A 17,126-nucleotide genomic window follows, 5' to 3' on the forward strand; every position below is an offset into this window, starting at 1 on the left:
ATTACCCTTTCAAGAATTGTTCAGACGATGTTGACAATGGCGCCCAAAGGAACCTTCGCGAGCTCGTCGAGCGCCGCCTTCGGGACGCGGATACAGCCGTCGCTATTCGCTTGCCCGAGGAAACTGTCATCCGGCCAGGTGTGGATGCCGACCGTGCCGGGACCGCCGCCGAAAGTCTCGTGTGATTCCGAATGCGCACTCAGCGGCAGGACTATCGGGCTGTACTTGTTCACGGTTTCTTCGATGGACGCCAAGAGGAATGCCCGGCCTCGCGGGGTCGGATATTCCGGTTTCCCGGTGCCGATGGTCCACTTGCCCAGTGCCTCGCCGGAACGCGTGAGCTCGAGTGAGAAGGCCGCCCGGTCGACGTTGATGGTGTAGTCGTTCTGGGCGATTTCGATCTGGGCCGGGTCGAGGTGTATCCAGCCCGCGGAAGCGTTGGGCCTGGTCGGGAGCAGGATCTCCGCCCACGGGCCCTGTTCTGCGATCACCGGGACCCAGGTGGGGGAGCCGACCTGGATCGACGGGAGCTTGGCGACGGCCTTGCCGCCGATGCTCTGGTAGACGACGAGGTCGTCCTTGGGGTGCACGACCTTGCCGGTGGCCGCGCCGCCGGAGTCCTTGGCCGCGTCGGCGAGCGTGCCGAACGTGGTGGCCTCGGGTAGCTGGGTCAGATCCTCTTGACCGACCGCTGCCGGGGCCGGGAGTGCCGGTTCGCTGCCGCAGCCCGCGGCCAGCAGAACGATCAGCGAGGCGAAACCGAGGATTCGCGCCCGGCGACGGTTTCGCGGCCGAGGGTAGGCGACATCACTGCTTTCCATACATCCCAATCCCTGAACGGTGAGAATTGACGAGCAGGCAAAGAAAGTGTGGCCTGATCAGGCGACGCGACGAGAGCGTAGCGCCATCGAAATCCGTGTCCAACCCGGGGCGCGTAAAAAGTGAAAGAAAGGTGTTTTTGTTATGTGTATACGAAAGCGCGGAGTGGAAATACGCACATCCGTTTGCTCATCGATCTTCTCGGGAAGGGCCGGAAGCGACGGCGTCGAAGATGAGGGGGAGGAACGCCCGGTCGAGGCTGCCCGGGGGCAGCTTGCCGGGTTCGACATAGCTCTGCGCCAGGCCACCTTCCCGGATGGCGATGAACAGCCGGGCGAGCTGCTCCAGGTCGACTTCGGTGGTCCGGCCGGTCCTGTTGAGCAGGGCCTCCAGGACGCGGACGATCTCGGCGCGGATGCGGGCGTCGTGCTCGGCGAGCCGTGCCGCGGCTTCGGGGTCGCGGATGGCGTGGAGGGTGAACTCGGTGCTGACCAGGTACCAGCTACGTTCCTCCTCGTCGGTGTGCGCGATGAGGGCCGCGAGTTCGTCGAGCGTTCGCGCTTCGAGATCGGTGGTGATCGCGGTCAGCCGGTCGATCTCCTTGGCCGCGTGCCGGTCGAAGAGGGCGAAAAACAGCTCGTTCTTGCTGGCGAAGTTGGAGTAGAAGGCGCCGTGGGTGTAGCCGGCCCGGCGGCAGATCTCCGGGATCGTGGCGGCGTGGAAGCCGAGTTCGGCGAAGGCGTCGAAGGCCGCGTCGAGCAGGCGGGCGAGCGTTTGCGGTCGCCGTTTGGTCGGTCCCTTCGGCACGGCGCCCTCCCTCTCGACTTGACAGCGGTGGCAGTACCGCTCACGATACAACAACCAATCGGATTGGCTTACCAATCCTTTAGCGCCGACTCTGAACCGGAGATCCGCTCATGACCGAATTCGAACCCGATGTCATCGTGGTGGGCGCGGGCCTGGCCGGATTGGTCGCGACGCACGAACTCGCACTGGCGGGCCGCCGGGTGCTGGTGCTCGACCAGGAGAACCGGGCCAATCTCGGTGGGCAGGCGTTCTGGTCGCTGGGCGGACTGTTCTTTGTGGACAGTCCCGAGCAGCGCAGGCTCGGCATCAAGGACTCCTACGAACTGGCGTTGCAGGACTGGCTCGGTTCGGCAGCCTTCGACCGGCTCGGCGATGAAGACGTTTGGCCGAGGAAGTGGGCCGAGGCGTATGTGCGGTTCGCCACCACGGAAAAGCGCCAGTACCTGAGGGACCTCGGCCTGCGGGTGCTGCCGGCGGTCGGCTGGGCCGAACGCGGCGACGGCAGCGCCGACGGGCACGGGAACTCGGTCCCGCGGTTCCATCTGACCTGGGGCACCGGCCCCGAGGTGGTGCGGGTGTTCGCCGAGCCGGTGCAGCGTGCCGAACAGCGCGGCCTCGTCAGGTTCGGCTTCCGGCATCAGGTCGACGAACTCCTCGTCGAGGACGGCCGCGTCACCGGCGTGCGCGGCACGCTGCTGGAAGAAAGCGACCGGTCGCGCGGTATCGCCTCGTCACGACGGAAGACCGGTGAGTTCGAGAAGCGCGCCGCGGCCGTCGTGGTGACCTCCGGCGGCATCGGCCACAACCACGACCTCATGCGGGCGAACTGGCCGGCCGAGCGGGTGGGCCCGGCGCCGGAACACCTGATCAGCGGCGTACCCGCGCATGTGGACGGCCGGATGCTCGCGATCACCGAACAGGCGGGCGGCCGGGTCGTTAACCGCGACCGGATGTGGGCCTACGTCGAAGGCGTCCACAACTGGGATCCGATCTGGCCCGACCACGCGATCCGGATTCTGCCCGGACCGTCGTCACTGTGGTTCGACGCGAACGGTCACCGGCTGCGGGGGATGTCCGGTGTCCCGGGCGCGGACTCGATCGGGAGCATGAAACAGATCCTGGCCACCGGATACGACTACTCGTGGTTCGTGCTCACCCAGACGATCCTGGAGAAGGAGTTCATGCTGTCGGGTTCCGAACAGAACCCCGATGTCACCGGCAAGGACGTCAAGGACCTGCTGCGCGCGAAGCTGGGCAAGGGCGCGCCTGGCCCGGTCGAGAAGTTCGTCCGGCACGGCGAGGACTTCGTCGTCGCCGACAACTTGGCCGACCTGGTCGCTCGCATGAACAAGATCACCCGCGGGCCCGAACTGGTCCTGGAGGACCTCGAACGGCAGATCGTGGCGCGGGATCGCGAGCTGGACAACCCGTTCGGCAAGGACCTCCAGCTGATGGCGATCCACAACGCCCGCCGCTCCCGTTCGGACAAGCTGGTCCGGGTCGCCAAACCGCACAAGATCCTCGACCCGGCGCACGGGCCGCTGATCGCGGTCCGGCTGAACATCCTCTCCCGCAAGACACTCGGCGGGCTGGAGACCGATTTGGACAGTCGCGTCCTGCGGGCGGGCGGGGACCCGGTGCCGGGGCTTTACGCGGCTGGCGAGGTCGCCGGCTTCGGCGGAGGCGGGGTGCACGGCCACAACGCGCTCGAAGGCACCTTCCTCGGCGGCTGCATTTTCTCCGGCAGAGCGGCCGGCCGCGCACTCGCGAAGGCTCTGCCCTGACAACGGTCTTGCCGGACGGTAAGGCGGCTGTGGAGACTGTCGGCCTCGCCCGTGAACTGAGGTCAGAGGGCGACGCTGCCCGGTCGGCGGCGACCGGGCGAGGGATAGGGACGTTAGTAGGTAGTCTTCGCCCATGAGCCGCGCCCGGCAGACAGTAACCCTCACCGCTGACCTGGTCATTCTGACCATTCGAGGTGGTGTGCTGTGCGTCCTGCTCGTGGAGCGGAAGAATGAGCCGTTCCGGGGTCGCATGGCGTTGCCGGGCGGATTCCTGCGTGGTGACGAGTCGCTGGAGGAGACCGCTGCGCGGGAGTTGGCCGAGGAGACAGGACTCGATGCCGGAGCGTTAAAGCTACAGCAGGTGGGTGTGTACTCCGCGCCGGATCGGGATCCCCGGCGTCCGCGGGTCGTAACTTGCGCCTACCTTGCGATCGCGCCGAACCTGCCGGTGCCGGTCGCCGGGTCAGACGCACGAACTGCTCGGTGGCTGCCAGTCGACGAGGCCGTTGATGTGGGCCTGGCCTTCGATCACGATCGTATTTTGGCCGACGCGGTAGAGCTGGCGCGTACGTTGTTGCAGTTCAGCACCATCGCCACGGCCTTCTGCGGCCCCGAGTTCACCATCGCCGACCTGCGCGAGGTCTACGAGGCCGTGTGGGGTGTCGTGCTGGACAAGCCGAATTTTCATCGCAAAGTCACCGATGCCGACGGCTTTGTCGTGCCTACCGGCGACAAGCGATCTTCCCTCACCGGCAGGCCTGCTGCCCTCTATCGTGCGGGCGAGGCGGCTGAGCTGGTTCCCCCGATGATGCGGTCGCGCTTCGGGGCTTGAGGCGGTTTTTGTCACGATGACTATTGGCTCTGTTTAGGGCTTGCCCTACTCGTCGATTCGTGTCACTCTGACAATAAGCGTGGTGGTGGGACTTCGGTCCAGTGCCGTTGCCGGGCCACGTCGATCTCGTCGGACGCCTTGTGGGGGAGTCCGTTCCTGAAACACCCTGACCGTGTTGGAGTGGAAATCAGTGAATGTGATCATGACTGCTTTGCCCGTGGAACACGCCGCCGTGCTGGAGCACCTTGTGGACGTGCACCCGCATCGGCACAGGTCGGGCACCGTGTTCGATGTCGGCACTGTCGCGGGTCATCCGGGACACCGCGTCGCGGTGGTCGAGACCGGCGCGGGCACCACGACCGCCGCCACCCTCACCGAGCGGGCCAATGTCGAGTTCGCCCCGGCGGCCATGGTATTCGTCGGCGTCGCGGGAGGGCTGCGTGACTGGCTTATGACCGGCGATGTGGTCGTGGCCACCAAGATCTACTCCTATCAGGGCGGCCGCATTGAGGACGACGAGTTCCTGGTGCGCCCCTCTGCTTGGTCTGTCTCGCATCGGCTCGACCAGGAAGCGCGACGGTTGCCGCGTGGTGACGCATGGCATTCGTTCCTGCCTGACCAGGCGGAGAGCGGCGCTCCGATGGTTTACTTCGAAGCCGTCGCGGTGGGCGATGTCGTCCTCAACTCCCGTGTCTCCGAACTAGCCCAGAGGCTGCACAAGTCGTACAACGACGCCGTGGCCGTCGATATGGAGAGCTCCGGTTTCGCGCATGCGGCGCATCTTGGCCACCAGGTCCACGCCGTGGCGGTGCGTGGTATCAGCGATCTCGCGGACGGTGGCAAGGCCGCAGCGGATCGTAAAGGTGGACAACTGCTCGCAGCTCGCAACGCGGCGGCGTTCGCGATCGCGTTGATCACCGCCCTCGAATCTGACGAGGACACCGCCGGAGGCGACGAGTCACCACCGTCCTCGGTCCCCGCCATTCGCAACAAGAACATCGCGCGGGGCAACGCCCGGGTGGGGCAGCAGAACGGCGTCAACTTTGGCTCCTTCCGGGGATTTCGATGAGCGGAGACACGATCGTCGAGGGCATCGAGAACGAGAATGTCGCTTCCGGCAACGCCCAGGTCGGCCAGCAGATCGGTGTGCAGAACGTGGAGAGCGTCTTCCACGACGCGACTATCTACACTGTTTCCGACGAGGATTCCGCCGAGCGCAAGCACGATGTCGCACTCGCGTATCTCACTGCCGGTTTGCCACGCCGTGCCGAAGAACTGTTCGGAGAGCTCGTCTTCAACGGTCATCAGTCGACCGAACGCATCTACTTCTACGTGCTCGCGGTCTTCAGCGAACGTGGTTTCGGGGATATACCGGCGGATCTCGTCAGAAGAATTCGCGAAGCAGGAAAACTCTGTGTCTCACTGCCGGAAGACGAATGGTCACAAGCTCACCGTGTTGTCCGGAGCCTCGTCGAGCTCGTCCGGTCCGATGCCGTTGACCGGTCGTTCACCACCGTGACGGCGTTCGGTGATCTTCCGGCCGAGCGGCAGGACGAGATTAGCCGGCACCTGGCCCTGTTGGTCACCGGTGTCATGGATCAACAGCTCGATGCTGAACGAAAGCACAAGGTCGGTATCGAGCGCTTCACTCGAGCCCGTGAGAAGCGGGCCTGGAAGTTCTTCGAACCCGATCCTGCGGAGCCCACCAGGTATCGAATCCGAACGTCCACTTCGGACGTTAATGACCGGCGGCCCGTAATCATCGGAGGCGCGGTCGCGGTGCTGTCCCTGGCTGGACTGTACTTCGGGCCGATGAGCCTGCTCTTCTGGGGCGGATTGGTCCTGCTGATCGCGGGTAGTGCCGTGACGACCCGCTATGGCATCGAGTACACCGGCCACGTACTGCACCTCGCCTCCCGGCGTGATGCGGCGCGGCCTGCTGACGTGCCAGCCGAGCCGAGCCAGGTCGACAAGCTCATTGACCGGTGCTTTCGTGACGCCTGCCCGCCGGATGCCCAAGACTGGCTTGAGCACTCGGCCGCACGCCGCTGGTACTTGCGGCGCAGGTTCAACGATCGGCTCAGGTACGACCAGGACTACGGTCAGACCGTCAAACGGCTGAAATGGCTTTTCGACTGGCACGCCCGCCGAGTTGCCCAGCAGTGGTCGAGCCTTGACTCGCAACCTCAGCCAGAGCCCGCTGTCCCAAGCGGGGCCCGTAGCAGGCAGGTGGTCGGCGTCTTGGTGGCCGTGTCGGGGTTGGTCCTGCTGGGTGGCGCTTATCGCTGGCAGGTCGTGCCGATCGCGGCGGGTGGCTGGTTCGTGTTGCCCGCGGTGATCGAATATTTCGCTGCCCGCAAGGCGACTCGACTCCTTTCGGCCGACGCGGACGCGCTGTTCGAGCAAGAGATGGCCGAGTACGTGCGATGGCGGGATGAGCTGTCCGATCGCCCGCAGGACACTGACATGGCCTGGTGGCTGGCTTTGGACAAGGCCTACATCAAGGCAGAAGCGTTGCGTAAAGGCGAGATCGCCGAACGGGATCTTGTCTCGCACGTCGTCCACAACGAGCGAGCTCCTGGGGCTCGGCGTGGGGTGGTCCCGCATGGCCCACCGCGCTACGAGGCATACCTGGTCACGGTCGTCTTGTTGACCCGGCATGGTGTCCGGGCATCGCGTGTATATCTGAACTTCAACACCGGAGAGGTCAAGAACGAGGACTGGAACGTTTTCGGCTACGACCGCATCGCGTCCGCTTCGCTGAAGGTCCGGGAAAAGACAGTCAAAAGTCGTGAAGAGTCTGAACGCAAGGTGCGCAATCGAGATTTCCGGCTTCGTCTGCTGGACGGCGTGGAGATCCTCGCCATCAGCGATCGAGTCGGCATCGAGAACGACACGGAAGACGACGACGAGGCAGAGCTGAACCAACTCGCCGCGTCGACGTCCGGGATGGACGCGGCGCTCCCGATACTGGAGGCCGTGGCACACAAAGGGCGCGACTGGATCGACTTCGAGAACGACCGCCGGACCATGTGGTCGCGGAACTGGTCGGAGTGACGGGTGCCCGACCGGGTCCTCCGGGCATGTGCGCCTGGAGGACCCGCCGGATGTCTTGGATCGACACCGAAGGAGTGACGACAAGCCGATGAACGTAGGCCAAGTTGCTGAAACCATGCCGGACGACTCGACCAGAGCTGTCTTGTTAGCGGAGTACGAAGCTCTCAAAACGGAGCAGACATCACGGATCGTGTTGCGGGACCGGCTGATGTATGCGGCACTGGCCGCGCTGGCGGCGACGCTGGCCTTGGTGGTCCAAGCGACCGGGCGCCCCAACCTGCTCCTGCTGCTGCCGTTGGTGTGCGTGGTCCTGGGCTGGACTTACTTCGTCAATGACCAGAAGATCTCGGCGATCGGCAGATATCTAGGACGGCACCTGGGACCTTCGCTCGTGGCGTCCACCCATCCTTCGGCACAAGTGCTCACCTGGGAGTCTGTTCACCGCTGCGCTCCGTTGAGACGGCTCGACAAGTTCATGCAGCTGGCAGTGGACCTGCTGATGTTCGCGGTCCCGGCACTATTATCGATCTTGCTCTACTGGACGGCCGACGGCATGCGAGCAGACCTGCTCGTCGTATCGATCGCTGAAGCCCTGGTCACCTTGGGGTTTGCGGCCCGGCTCATCGCCGCCGCTGACTTGTCGGAAACAGGGCGAGTTCCTTCACCATCAGGTTAGGCGTGCCTGCTTCCCTCGAAAATCTCCCGACCTGGTTGAACCCGACTTCCGGCCTGCTCTGCCAGTCGGGAATTTCACTGTCGTATGACACGACGGTGACAGTCGCGGCTCACACGCCTTCGGGGCGCTGTTTTGGTGAGGCCGACCTGCCGTCGATCAGGTCTCATGACGTGAGGCACGGCGAGGGCACGGTGTCGCTTGCGGCGGCCCTCGTTCGGCAGACGGGGTATGGGCTGGGTATCAGCGTCGCGCCAAGATCAACAGGGTAGTGGTGCCCCGACAGCGCAGCGGGTCATCGCGGGCGCGGCCGGTGGCGGTCGGTAACTGAATCGGGGGTGACACGTCGGCGCACCCGGCCTGCACATACGAGCAAAGCCCGCCAACGGCATCCGGAAATCCGGGATGAAACCGTTGGTGGGCTTTGCTTTCTTACTGTGCGCCATCAGGGACTCGAACCCCGAACCCGCTGGTTAAGAGCCAGCTGCACTCCGTGTCGGATGGTGCCGAGTGATGTCGAACAAGACCTTTTCGTCTGGTCACAGCACATCGGGAGTGTCGGGGTATGTCGCGTTGTGTCGGACTGTTTCGGACCTCTCGGGCTCGTCTCGGGCTCGTGGATGTCGGGTTCTGTCGCTTGGTCCAGCCGCATTGAAGGACTGCGTCGGTGGGTGGTGTGGACGATGAGGGTGGAGGATCGGCGCGATCCGGTTGTGTCGGCTGTGAGCACGATGGTGGGGACCGTGGTCGGCCTGACGTTCCTCTTCGGGTTCGGCAATGTCTTCGCGCTCGCACTCCGGTTGGGGGTTCCAGTGTGGGTCGCGCCCTTGGTCGCGCCCGCAGTGGACCTGACGGTCGTGGCGCTGCTCGTTGCGATCCGCCGCCTCTCGGCGTATGGAGCGGCGCCTGAAGTGCAGCGCTCGGCGCGACGGCTCCTTGTGCTCTCGAGCGCGGTGACGTTGGCGTTGAACGTGGCGGAGCCCCTGATTGCTGGCGAGATCGGCAAGGCGCTGTTCGACGCGGTAGGGCCGTTGTTGCTGATCGGCTGGTCCGAGGTCGGACCGGGCTTGCTTCAGGCGCTCGCTGACCTTCGGAAGGATGTTCAATCCTCTGCCGTCGTTGTGTCTATGAACTCGGCGAAGGAAGGCTCGTCGGATAGATCAATTACGAATCCAACAGGGCTCGACGACGGCTTGGTTGAGCGTGCGAAGCTGATGGATGCTCAGCATCGGGAGTTACACCAGCGGCCGATCTCAGCCGAAGCGCTTCGCAAAGCCTTGGGCGTGGGGGCCGAGCGCTCTCGCACTCTGACGCGTTTGGTGCGTGCTGAATGGTGCGGATCGTCGGACCTAGCTGAAGAGTCGGTTGCCTAGACCGAACTGTTCTGCGGCTCTCACTGTTCTTTCGCCTGCCTGAGTATGGCGATAGTTACATCCTGTGGGGCGCGTACGTTTCTCGCAAGGGCGTGAAGTACCGCTTCCTGGTCCCATCCATCTCGCCGGAGATGTCGTGAACCCCATCCACCGTGACCCACCCACCTCGGTTGATAGGTGATGCAGCCTGGATCACCTATCAACCGAGGCGTGCGGGGCGCGAGGCCGTCGGCCTGCGGTCTATACGGTCTCGATCTGCATCGGCGTTGACTCGTCCCGGTCGAGTTGTTCGCGCATCCGGGCGACCGCCTGATGCTGTATGACCCGTACGGCACCAGGCGGGAGGCCTAGCGCTTCGGCGGTTTCTCTGCCCGATAGACCGACCATCATCCGCAAGGTGATGACTTCTCGCTGGGTTCTGGTAAGTGCCCCGAGCGAACCGGAGAGACGGCTTTGAACGTTACGAGCGTGGTGTGAGCACAGCTCAATACCGGCTGGGTCCTGCGGCCGCGCAAGTCCGGATCGGCTATCTCGTTGAGCTGCGCGACGTACGTCGGTGACCTTGTTGTTCGCGATCGAGTAGACGAAGCGCAGGAACGAGTCACCGGTGCCGTGATACCGGGGCAGGGCAGTGAGGACCGTGATGCAAACCTCCTGGGCGACGTCGTCCGCTGTCACGGAAGAGATCGTGTGCCCGCTTAGCCGGGCGCGGCAATACGTGACGACCGCCGGCCGAATGACTTCGAGCAGGGCGCGGACCGCGAGCGGCTGACCGCCCTTGGCGTCCATCACCAACTTGGTGAGGTCCTTGGTGGACACTCGTCGAGTCGGGGAAGTGGATAGGGCCTCCACGCGATTGAGTGTGTCGATGGCGTTGGCGGCGCGGACGTACCCGTCGACGGGATCCGAGCTGTAGTGCCACTTGGTTTCGACGACGGCGAAGATGCTCATCTGGGAGACGTAGGCGAAGTCGAAACCGCCGTCGGATGGAGCGACCAGGTGATCTCGCACGACCCGCAACTTGATATCCGCCGCTAGATGTGCTGTTGCTAGCGCGTGGGCGAGGAGCCGATGTGCGACTTTCTCCCAGGTCCTTCCTGCCCGGCCCAAGAGCACGACGTCCCGACTCTCGTCCGGCACCAGCGTGGCGGAAGTGAACTCGTTGGGGCTGTTGTTCAGCTGGGCGGCAACGACTTGGTCGAAGATCGGTGTCTCCGCCTCGGACCGGTCTTCGGCAGGGGTAGCGTCCTCCGTGAGCTGGGTGGCCATGCTCGCCTCTTGCTCGTCGGCGTGCGCCTCGCGTCGCTGCGGGATCGGATCGGTACTCGCGACGCAGATGGCGTGCATCGGCTCGGCGTCGTCGATGCCGTAATCGACAGCGGTGGAGAGCCAGGGGATCGCGTCGGCGAATCGCTCGGTGGTCATCATCTGCATACCGATTTCGAAGGCCTGGTAGGCGATCTCGGCGACGTGGGCCATGGTGGGCATCACGCGGCCGTGCTCGGCGATGTCGGCGTCGTTGGCCGCTTGGGCGCGGTTCATGACGTGGTCGACGTCGAACCGGAGATCGTCGGGTACAGGGGGTGGGGTCATCGCTGAACCTCCGGTGCGGGACTGCGGTAGTGCGCAAGCAGGGGGGAAGCCTTGAGTTCGGCGAGGCCACGCTGGCGGAGTGCCTTGACGCTGGGCTTCGTCGTTGCGAGAAGCGCCGCGACCTCGTCGAGGCTGTCTTCGTAGCCGTAGAGCCGGATCAGCACCTGACGTTGCCGGGTGGGCAGCGTTCGGAGCGCCTTCACGAGGAGTTCGTCGGTGAACAGCCCGTTTGCGAAGTCGGGTTTGTCCTTGACGTTCGCTGCCGTAGCCCGCAGGATCGAGGCGTCTTCGGCCGCGTCCTTGGTCCTCACCGCATCACAGTGCAGGGCCGCCGAAATGTCCTCTTCGGTGCTCGGGATCGGACGCCGCGTCTGTTTGCGTAGCTCGTCTTTGACCCTCAACTCAACGATCTGGATCAAGAGAATCCGGGGCTCGCGCAGCGATCCCTGTTCCTGCCACCTACGGACAAGTTCATGGAAAGCGGTGGCCACGACCTCCTCGGCGGCCGCGTGGTCGCCGTGAAGGCGTTTCGTCGCGTAGGCGATCGCTCCGGGCACGCCGGCGTCGCGGACGCGGAGGACTTCGTCCCGGTCGTACCGGATCCGCGGCTGATGCTCGTACTCGCCGGGGTCCGTGTCGGGGCTTTCGTGATCGCCGCTCGGAGTGAGTTGGGCGCCCGTCATGCGGACTCCGAGGTCGTCGGTACGGCCGGGCCGAGAGTGACGGCCCATTCGTCGCCGGCCGGGTCGCGGCTGATCAGGTGGGCGGCGCGTCCGGAGTCGCTGAGGACCTGCGTGGCGTCGACGAGGGCGTCATGGCGGTCGCGGGCCATGGTTCGCCTGGTGCGCAGGGTGACGACGTCCAGGATCGCCCGGATCACCGAGCGGGGACGGGGGATCATGATGCAGTCTGCGTCAGGGGAGTTGGTGGGGCCTGTGTCCATTGTTGGCCTCCCTTCCTGCTCCCATACCGAACCGAACAGCGATGAAGAACCGGTACCGGCGAAAGACCTTGAAATTTCTTCCGGCCAGCCCAGAACTCACCCTTAGTGGGGAAGCTTTACCACTGCGCGTCGAGCGCTGCCACCCCGGATTCTTTCGTCACCGTGACGAAAGAATCCGGGGTGGATTCATCCTCTATTGCCATCGGCACCCTTCGGCGCGACCCGATGTTCTGATAATGCCTATTATCGAAACATCATCGACACGACCGGGGTGGCTCCTCCGCGGGGCTCGCGCCAGAAGTTCCAGGACATGCCTACACGTCCGACGCAACGCCGAGGTTGCTACCCGCCGGACATACTTAACCCGACCACGGAGCCTTCACCGCAGGCATCGATCACAGTCTCGTCAGAAGACCTCAGCCCGCTGAGGATCGTCGAGCAGGGGCGGCGAGGCCGGATCTCGCCGGTGGTGGGCGGCGGGTGCTGACTTGTGCGAGGAGCACGATCGCGATGCCGGAGTCTGTGATGATCCACAAGGCTGGATGGGCGGCGTCGGGGTAGCACCAGTGCGACCACGCCGCCGGTGTCGGTCCCGACTGCGAGACCGGATCTTGATCAGTTCGATCCTGTTCCTCGCGTCGCTGCCCGGGTGTGCTGCTTCCTCGACACGGTTGTAGGACTGGGTCATGTAGCCGTCTTGTGGAAGGTTGGGTTTCGCCAGAGCCGCGATCACGGAGTTGAACGCGTCGCGCTCACCTTGTCGATGCCACCCTTCAGTGTTCTCCTCCAGGCTGTCCGCGGCGCTGGCCGGATGCGTGTACGTGTGCCATAGCTGGCGGGACAGGCCTGTCAGCGTATCGGCGAGCCGGAGCAGGTCCTCATGCGCTGCGGCTTCGGAGAGTTCGGAGACGCTGGTCGCGACGCAGCCGAGCCCCGTGTCCCAGGTGCAGATCAGAACTCGACGCGTTGCGTCGAAGGCATAGACCGTCACGACTGCAATCCTGCCAGGTTGGGTGAGAACACACCTGAAGTGGAGGCCGCTGCTTCAGTTCGGTGGGTCGAAGTCGGCCAGCTTGGGCGTTTCCGTGGCGGGTGGGCGCTTCTTAGTGATCTTGTCGTCAGCCTCTTCGGCAGGCGGCGGCGACGCTGGCGGGCCGGTCTCGATGGAGAAGAACGGTGCCTTGATCCGGACGTGCTCGCCAGGCTTCGCCTTATGGAGGATCAGGCGGGTGACGAGCCAGATGCCGGAGATCACCACGGCAAGTAAGCAGACAAGAGCCCAAAGGCTCGACACGGACCATGTCGCGACACGAGCGAAGAATTCCACGCACAGCCCTCACCGCCAGCGGGGCCGAGGCGTCCCTACCAGCCGGTTAAGGGTGGTGTACGGGTTGAAGCTTTGGCCGACGGGGCATCGGCGGGTACTCCGCCGCGTTCCGGCCTCGGTGGCGCGCGTCACGGACGCCACACGGAACGCGGTTGACCGTGGACCGGTTCAGTGGTCACGGTTGTCGAGACCCCGCCTGATTGGATCAAGTCTTGGTTTCAGGGGTCGACGGCCCTGTGTGGAGGCTGTCGGCCCCTGAAACCAAACCTTTGATCCAATCAGGCGGGATCGCCCACTCCTCTAGGTGGACGGAAGCATACCCGGCGACCTTCGGCGATGCGTTGTGACTGGCCACGCCATCTGTCATCAAGACAAAGCCTGAACAGGAGATTTGAGAGCGGCTGACCAACATTTCTGTCACCAGCTGGCCACGATTTCTGTCACCGGCAGGGCCTACCGCCTTCTGAAGGGCGTCACCAACCGGCCCGCAGACCGTGCCACAGACTCTTTGGGGCTGATCGAGCGAACCAATGCCACAGGTACCTGGTCGCTCTGGCAGATCCTCGCTCACCTCACTGTCGTTCAGAAATCTATGTCGGTAGGTACAGACTGCGACACCCTCGGTGATACCGATCTTCGCTGGGAAGTTCTAGGCTGACGAAGTGAGTTGGGTCATTGCGGGACTGTGGGGGCTGGCCGGCGGCTTCGTCGTAGAAGGCCTGGAGCTCTACGCCGCGGTGCGTCGGCACGGGGCGTGGCCTTGGCGTGTCCACGGCCCCGGTGTGCGGGCCGGGCCCCTGGCCTACGCGATCGCCGAAGTTGTTCGGATGGTGATCGGCGGGATCCTCGCTGGTGCCACGGCCGCATCTGGCCAGGTTTCTGGGCCGCTCGCGGCTGTGGCGATCGGGGTGGCTGCGCCGGTCATGGTCGACCGCCTGACCGCTCTGCTGCCCATCCCGGCAGCGCCGAGCACCGACACCTCCTCGGACGTAGAACCAAGTCCGAGCGCTCGTGGCGAGTTCCCGTCGATACCGCATAACGGCTGCGTCCAGGAGGGCGTTGTTACGGACGCACCCGTGTACACGTCGGGGGATCAAACCCGGGTTGAGCGGGGAGAGCGATGACGCACCCCTGGCCCTTGCTCACTCAGATCTTGGCGGTGCTGTTCCGACGCACCCCTGCGTTCCAATCGGCAAGCGGCGAGCCCCGCACCTTCCCAGATCGCGTCGCCACCCTCGCGCAGAGTGGCGTCACTCAGTCAGAACCCTCCCCCGCCCCGGCCTCTGTCAGCGGCGACATCGCCAGTGCGACGCGTGTCGACCCGGCGGCGACAGACCCCAGCAAGCGCCTGCGAGGCGAGCAGGCTTCACCCGGCGCACAGCTGCAAGGCGCATACCTGCCAATGGTGAATCTCGCCATGAGAAACCTGTTCAAGATCAATCTGAGCGGGGCGGACCTGAGCGGGGCGAACCTGAGCGGGGCGAACCTAAGCGAGGCGAACCTAAGCGAGGCGAACCTGAGCGGGGCGGACCTGCTCGATGCGAACCTGAGCGGGGCGAACCTGAGCGGGACGAACCTGAGCGGGGCGAACCTGAGCGGGGCGGACCTGAGCGGGGCGGACCTAAGCGGGGCGGACCTACGCGAGGCGATCCTGCGCGGGACGTTCCTGATCGGGGCGAGCCTGACCGGGGCAAACCTGCGCGGGGCGTTCCTGAGCGGGGTGGACCTGGGCGAGGCGTACCTGACCGAGGCGGACCCGATCGAGGCGTTCCTGAGCGGGGCGAACCTGCGCGGGGCGGACCTGAGCGAGGCGTTCCTGAGCGGGGCGGACCTGGGCGAGGCGCACCTGAACAGGGTGGACCTGCGCAGGGCGAACCTGCGCGCGGCGAACCTGGCCGAGGCGCACCTGGCCGAGGCGAACCTGACCGGCGCGAGCCTGACCGGCGCGCACCTGACCGGGGCAAACCTGCGTGGGGCAATCCTGCATGGGGCAAACCTGACCGGGGCAAACCTGAACGAGGCGAACCTGATCGAGGCGGAGGTGCGCGGGGCGAACCTGATCGGGGCGCACCTGAACGAGGCGAACCTGCGCGGGGCGAACCTGAGCGAGACGGACCTGAACGAGGCGGACGTGCGCGGGGCGAACCTGAGCGGGGCGGACCTGAGCGGGGCAAACCTGCGCAGGGCGGACCTGAGCGGGGCGGCCCTGCGCGGGGCGTACCTGAGCGGGGCGGACCTGAGCGGGGCGGACCTGCGTGGAGCGAACCTAGTCGCTGTCATGCAACTGGACATCGATCGCTTGAGTGGCGTCCGCTGGGACACATCGACCAGCTGGCCAGCAGAGCACGACCAAGAGATCCATGAACGCTCTCGTCAGTTGGAAAACGGCGCGATGGAGATCGTCGACGACCCCCGCGACCGCGCAGCGCACGCTGTCCGCAGCTGATCGAAGACGTCACTTGCACTCGACACGCGCTCAACTGGCCAACTCTGGCGCTCAGTCACATTTTCGTATCCCCAACCAACTGCCGCAGGTGACAGTTGTCGTGGTCAGGTGACAAATAGCGTGACTCAGCACATGCGTGAAGCCTGGGTTGCCCCGAACCTCACGTCATGCATAATCGAACCCATGTTCGATAGCTCCACGTCAGACGGTCCACCGGGAGAGAAGACCTTCCGGGGATACCGGCCGCCTCGGAAAGTCTGGGTGGACTTGAGCCAGCTCTTCCCGGTCGGTCCGCCTAGAGGAGATATCCCGGACGGGCTCGACCTCCAGGAGACGGTCCGCGGCGAGCTGTCGATGTGGAAGGTCAGCACGACCGGATACTGGTTCGGCTGGGTCCAGTTCATGATCAATGAGGGGCGCGGTGGCGCGCGGGCGGGCCAGTGGGTACCGGGGTACGCGCTCCGGCCTCGCGAGGAGTGAACTCTGCCCCTGTTGTCCTCGCCCAGCCTGACGTTGCGGCGGTCACGGCGACGGCTCAAGTCGTAACAATCGCCCTGAGCAGGGTAAGGCGGTCGGTCGGGTCCTCACTGCTAGCGTCGAGCTCGACTACCCGGCAGAAGCACCTGCTCTGCACGGTCGGTGCCGATCCTGCGCTGGTGGGTGAACGCAGTCTCCGGCGAGGTTTGGAAGGCCCGGAACGTTGGTAACACACGCCGAACGCGCGGCGACCTAGGTAATGGCCCGGCGGTCCCTCCCCCTTCACTGCCGGGCCATTCCTGTGACCTGGTCGCATCAGGCTCCTGCGACTATGCGGTTCAGAAGTCTGTCGCAGAGCAGAGTTCTGGTGCTGGTCCGGGTGCCCTTAGCTTCTACTCGTCGACGTTGTCGAGGGGGAAGTGCTCTTTGTCCCAGAGTTGGCGCAGGGTGAGCATGGCGGCGCGGTTGATGACCGTGATCTTGGGCTTCGTCTGTACCTTCGTGCGGACGATGAGTCCTTGTGCCTCTAGGTAGGTGAGTGACCTGCTGAGTCGCTGGGTCGAGTAACGGCCGTTGCTTTTCGTTGCTGCGATCTTCGCGGCGGGTGATTCCAGCAAGTCTGAGGTTCGTTGGTGCCAGAGTTCGATGAGGTGGGTGCGGTCGCAAGTGGGCTGGGCGTGGTCGGTGATCTCGAGGATGAGGTCGGCGACGTCCACGGTTTCGCCGGTGACGTGTGTGCCTTGGAACTCGATGAGTCCGTCCTTGATGTGGCGGGCGGCTCCGCGGCGGCCGCGTTCGGCGGCGACCGCGTCTTCGAGCAGATAGCTTGTGTTGTCGGAGGTGGGCCAGGGGAGGAGTTGTAGCCGGGCCCAGAGTGCGGTGTCGGCGAGTGATTCCTCGTGGGGTTGACCCGTTTTGACGGACAGGGTCGATGAGGTGGTGTCAGGCTACCTGACGGCCGGTTGTGTAGTCGGTCGCGTGGTGGCTGGTTTCGT

At 64.8% G+C, this 17,126-nt stretch carries 16 protein-coding genes; 8 read left to right on the forward strand and 8 right to left on the reverse strand.

From position 1 onward, the window contains the following. Positions 1 to 20 precede the first annotated feature (20 nt). Positions 21 to 821, reverse strand: coding sequence for a L,D-transpeptidase (locus ACZ7KI_RS39530; protein WP_470278122.1), 801 nt, complete (start codon positions 819 to 821; stop codon positions 21 to 23). Between the two features lie 187 nt (positions 822 to 1,008). Next, positions 1,009 to 1,626, reverse strand: a complete 618-nt coding sequence (locus ACZ7KI_RS39535) for a TetR/AcrR family transcriptional regulator (RefSeq protein WP_470278123.1) — start codon at positions 1,624 to 1,626, stop codon at positions 1,009 to 1,011. A 110-nt stretch (positions 1,627 to 1,736) separates the two neighbouring features. Here ACZ7KI_RS39535 and ACZ7KI_RS39540 point away from each other — a divergent pair, with 110 nt between their 5' ends. The 6 genes from ACZ7KI_RS39540 (at position 1,737) to ACZ7KI_RS39565 (ending at position 9,345) form a co-directional block, all read left to right on the forward strand. Beyond that, positions 1,737 to 3,410 carry an FAD-binding dehydrogenase gene (locus ACZ7KI_RS39540; RefSeq protein ID WP_470278124.1) on the forward strand — a complete coding sequence of 558 codons (1,674 nt, stop codon included), beginning with the start codon at positions 1,737 to 1,739 and terminating at the stop codon, positions 3,408 to 3,410. A gap of 133 nt (positions 3,411 to 3,543) precedes the next feature. After that, on the forward strand, positions 3,544 to 4,242 hold the full coding sequence (locus ACZ7KI_RS39545; protein ID WP_470278125.1) for an NUDIX hydrolase: 699 nt from the start codon (positions 3,544 to 3,546) through the stop codon (positions 4,240 to 4,242). A 202-nt stretch (positions 4,243 to 4,444) separates the two neighbouring features. Further along, positions 4,445 to 5,311, forward strand: coding sequence for a 5'-methylthioadenosine/S-adenosylhomocysteine nucleosidase (locus ACZ7KI_RS39550; protein ID WP_470278126.1), 867 nt, complete (start codon positions 4,445 to 4,447; stop codon positions 5,309 to 5,311). Next, positions 5,308 to 7,299 (forward strand): hypothetical protein, encoded by a 1,992-nt coding sequence (locus tag ACZ7KI_RS39555; protein ID WP_470278127.1) that lies wholly within the window; start codon positions 5,308 to 5,310, stop codon positions 7,297 to 7,299. The genes ACZ7KI_RS39550 and ACZ7KI_RS39555 overlap by 4 nt, the downstream gene beginning before the upstream one ends. Before the next feature lie 88 nt (positions 7,300 to 7,387). Then, positions 7,388 to 7,975, forward strand: a complete 588-nt coding sequence (locus ACZ7KI_RS39560) for a hypothetical protein (RefSeq protein ID WP_470278128.1) — start codon at positions 7,388 to 7,390, stop codon at positions 7,973 to 7,975. 680 nt (positions 7,976 to 8,655) lie between these two features. Beyond that, positions 8,656 to 9,345 (forward strand): hypothetical protein, encoded by a 690-nt coding sequence (locus ACZ7KI_RS39565; protein ID WP_470278129.1) that lies wholly within the window; start codon positions 8,656 to 8,658, stop codon positions 9,343 to 9,345. 240 nt (positions 9,346 to 9,585) lie between these two features. Here the strand turns inward: ACZ7KI_RS39565 and ACZ7KI_RS39570 are convergent, their stop codons facing one another. From ACZ7KI_RS39570 to ACZ7KI_RS39590, 5 genes are all read right to left on the reverse strand, one after another. Further along, positions 9,586 to 10,887 carry a sigma-70 family RNA polymerase sigma factor gene (locus tag ACZ7KI_RS39570; RefSeq protein ID WP_470278130.1) on the reverse strand — a complete coding sequence of 434 codons (1,302 nt, stop codon included), beginning with the start codon at positions 10,885 to 10,887 and terminating at the stop codon, positions 9,586 to 9,588. Between the two features lie 47 nt (positions 10,888 to 10,934). Next, positions 10,935 to 11,621 (reverse strand): RNA polymerase sigma factor, encoded by a 687-nt coding sequence (locus ACZ7KI_RS39575; protein WP_470278131.1) that lies wholly within the window; start codon positions 11,619 to 11,621, stop codon positions 10,935 to 10,937. After that, positions 11,618 to 11,881: a hypothetical protein gene (locus tag ACZ7KI_RS39580; protein WP_470278132.1), complete on the reverse strand. Its 264-nt coding sequence runs from the start codon at positions 11,879 to 11,881 to the stop codon at positions 11,618 to 11,620. The genes ACZ7KI_RS39575 and ACZ7KI_RS39580 overlap by 4 nt, the downstream gene beginning before the upstream one ends. A 406-nt stretch (positions 11,882 to 12,287) precedes the next feature. Continuing rightward, entirely contained in the window at positions 12,288 to 12,872 is a 585-nt protein-coding gene (locus tag ACZ7KI_RS39585; protein ID WP_470278133.1) for a hypothetical protein, read from the reverse strand. Positions 12,873 to 12,926: 54 nt separating this feature from the next. Further along, positions 12,927 to 13,136: a hypothetical protein gene (locus ACZ7KI_RS39590; RefSeq protein WP_470278134.1), complete on the reverse strand. Its 210-nt coding sequence runs from the start codon at positions 13,134 to 13,136 to the stop codon at positions 12,927 to 12,929. Positions 13,137 to 14,367: 1,231 nt separating this feature from the next. Here ACZ7KI_RS39590 and ACZ7KI_RS39595 point away from each other — a divergent pair. Next, positions 14,368 to 15,654, forward strand: coding sequence for a pentapeptide repeat-containing protein (locus ACZ7KI_RS39595; RefSeq protein ID WP_470278137.1), 1,287 nt, complete (start codon positions 14,368 to 14,370; stop codon positions 15,652 to 15,654). A 267-nt stretch (positions 15,655 to 15,921) separates the two neighbouring features. Continuing rightward, on the forward strand, positions 15,922 to 16,134 hold the full coding sequence (locus ACZ7KI_RS39600; RefSeq protein ID WP_470278135.1) for a hypothetical protein: 213 nt from the start codon (positions 15,922 to 15,924) through the stop codon (positions 16,132 to 16,134). Between the two features lie 389 nt (positions 16,135 to 16,523). Here ACZ7KI_RS39600 and ACZ7KI_RS39605 read toward each other — a convergent pair whose 3' ends face one another. After that, the gene (locus tag ACZ7KI_RS39605) at positions 16,524 to 16,847 is read right to left on the reverse strand and encodes a hypothetical protein (protein WP_470278136.1); all 324 of its coding nucleotides are present in this window, start codon (positions 16,845 to 16,847) and stop codon (positions 16,524 to 16,526) included. Positions 16,848 to 17,126: the final 279 nt, after the last annotated feature.

The organism is Amycolatopsis sp. NPDC039088 (assembly GCF_055598845.1).

Coding starts and splice junctions, on each gene's coding strand:
- ACZ7KI_RS39530 (WP_470278122.1), bottom strand. CDS start 821: ATGGAAAGCAGTGATGTCGCCTACCCTCGGCCGCGAAACCGTCGCCGG.
- ACZ7KI_RS39540 (WP_470278124.1), top strand. CDS start 1,737: ATGACCGAATTCGAACCCGATGTCATCGTGGTGGGCGCGGGCCTGGCC.
- ACZ7KI_RS39545 (WP_470278125.1), top strand. CDS start 3,544: ATGAGCCGCGCCCGGCAGACAGTAACCCTCACCGCTGACCTGGTCATT.
- ACZ7KI_RS39550 (WP_470278126.1), top strand. CDS start 4,445: ATGACTGCTTTGCCCGTGGAACACGCCGCCGTGCTGGAGCACCTTGTG.
- ACZ7KI_RS39555 (WP_470278127.1), top strand. CDS start 5,308: ATGAGCGGAGACACGATCGTCGAGGGCATCGAGAACGAGAATGTCGCT.
- ACZ7KI_RS39560 (WP_470278128.1), top strand. CDS start 7,388: ATGAACGTAGGCCAAGTTGCTGAAACCATGCCGGACGACTCGACCAGA.
- ACZ7KI_RS39565 (WP_470278129.1), top strand. CDS start 8,656: ATGAGGGTGGAGGATCGGCGCGATCCGGTTGTGTCGGCTGTGAGCACG.
- ACZ7KI_RS39570 (WP_470278130.1), bottom strand. CDS start 10,887: ATGAACCGCGCCCAAGCGGCCAACGACGCCGACATCGCCGAGCACGGC.
- ACZ7KI_RS39575 (WP_470278131.1), bottom strand. CDS start 11,621: ATGACGGGCGCCCAACTCACTCCGAGCGGCGATCACGAAAGCCCCGAC.
- ACZ7KI_RS39580 (WP_470278132.1), bottom strand. CDS start 11,881: ATGGACACAGGCCCCACCAACTCCCCTGACGCAGACTGCATCATGATC.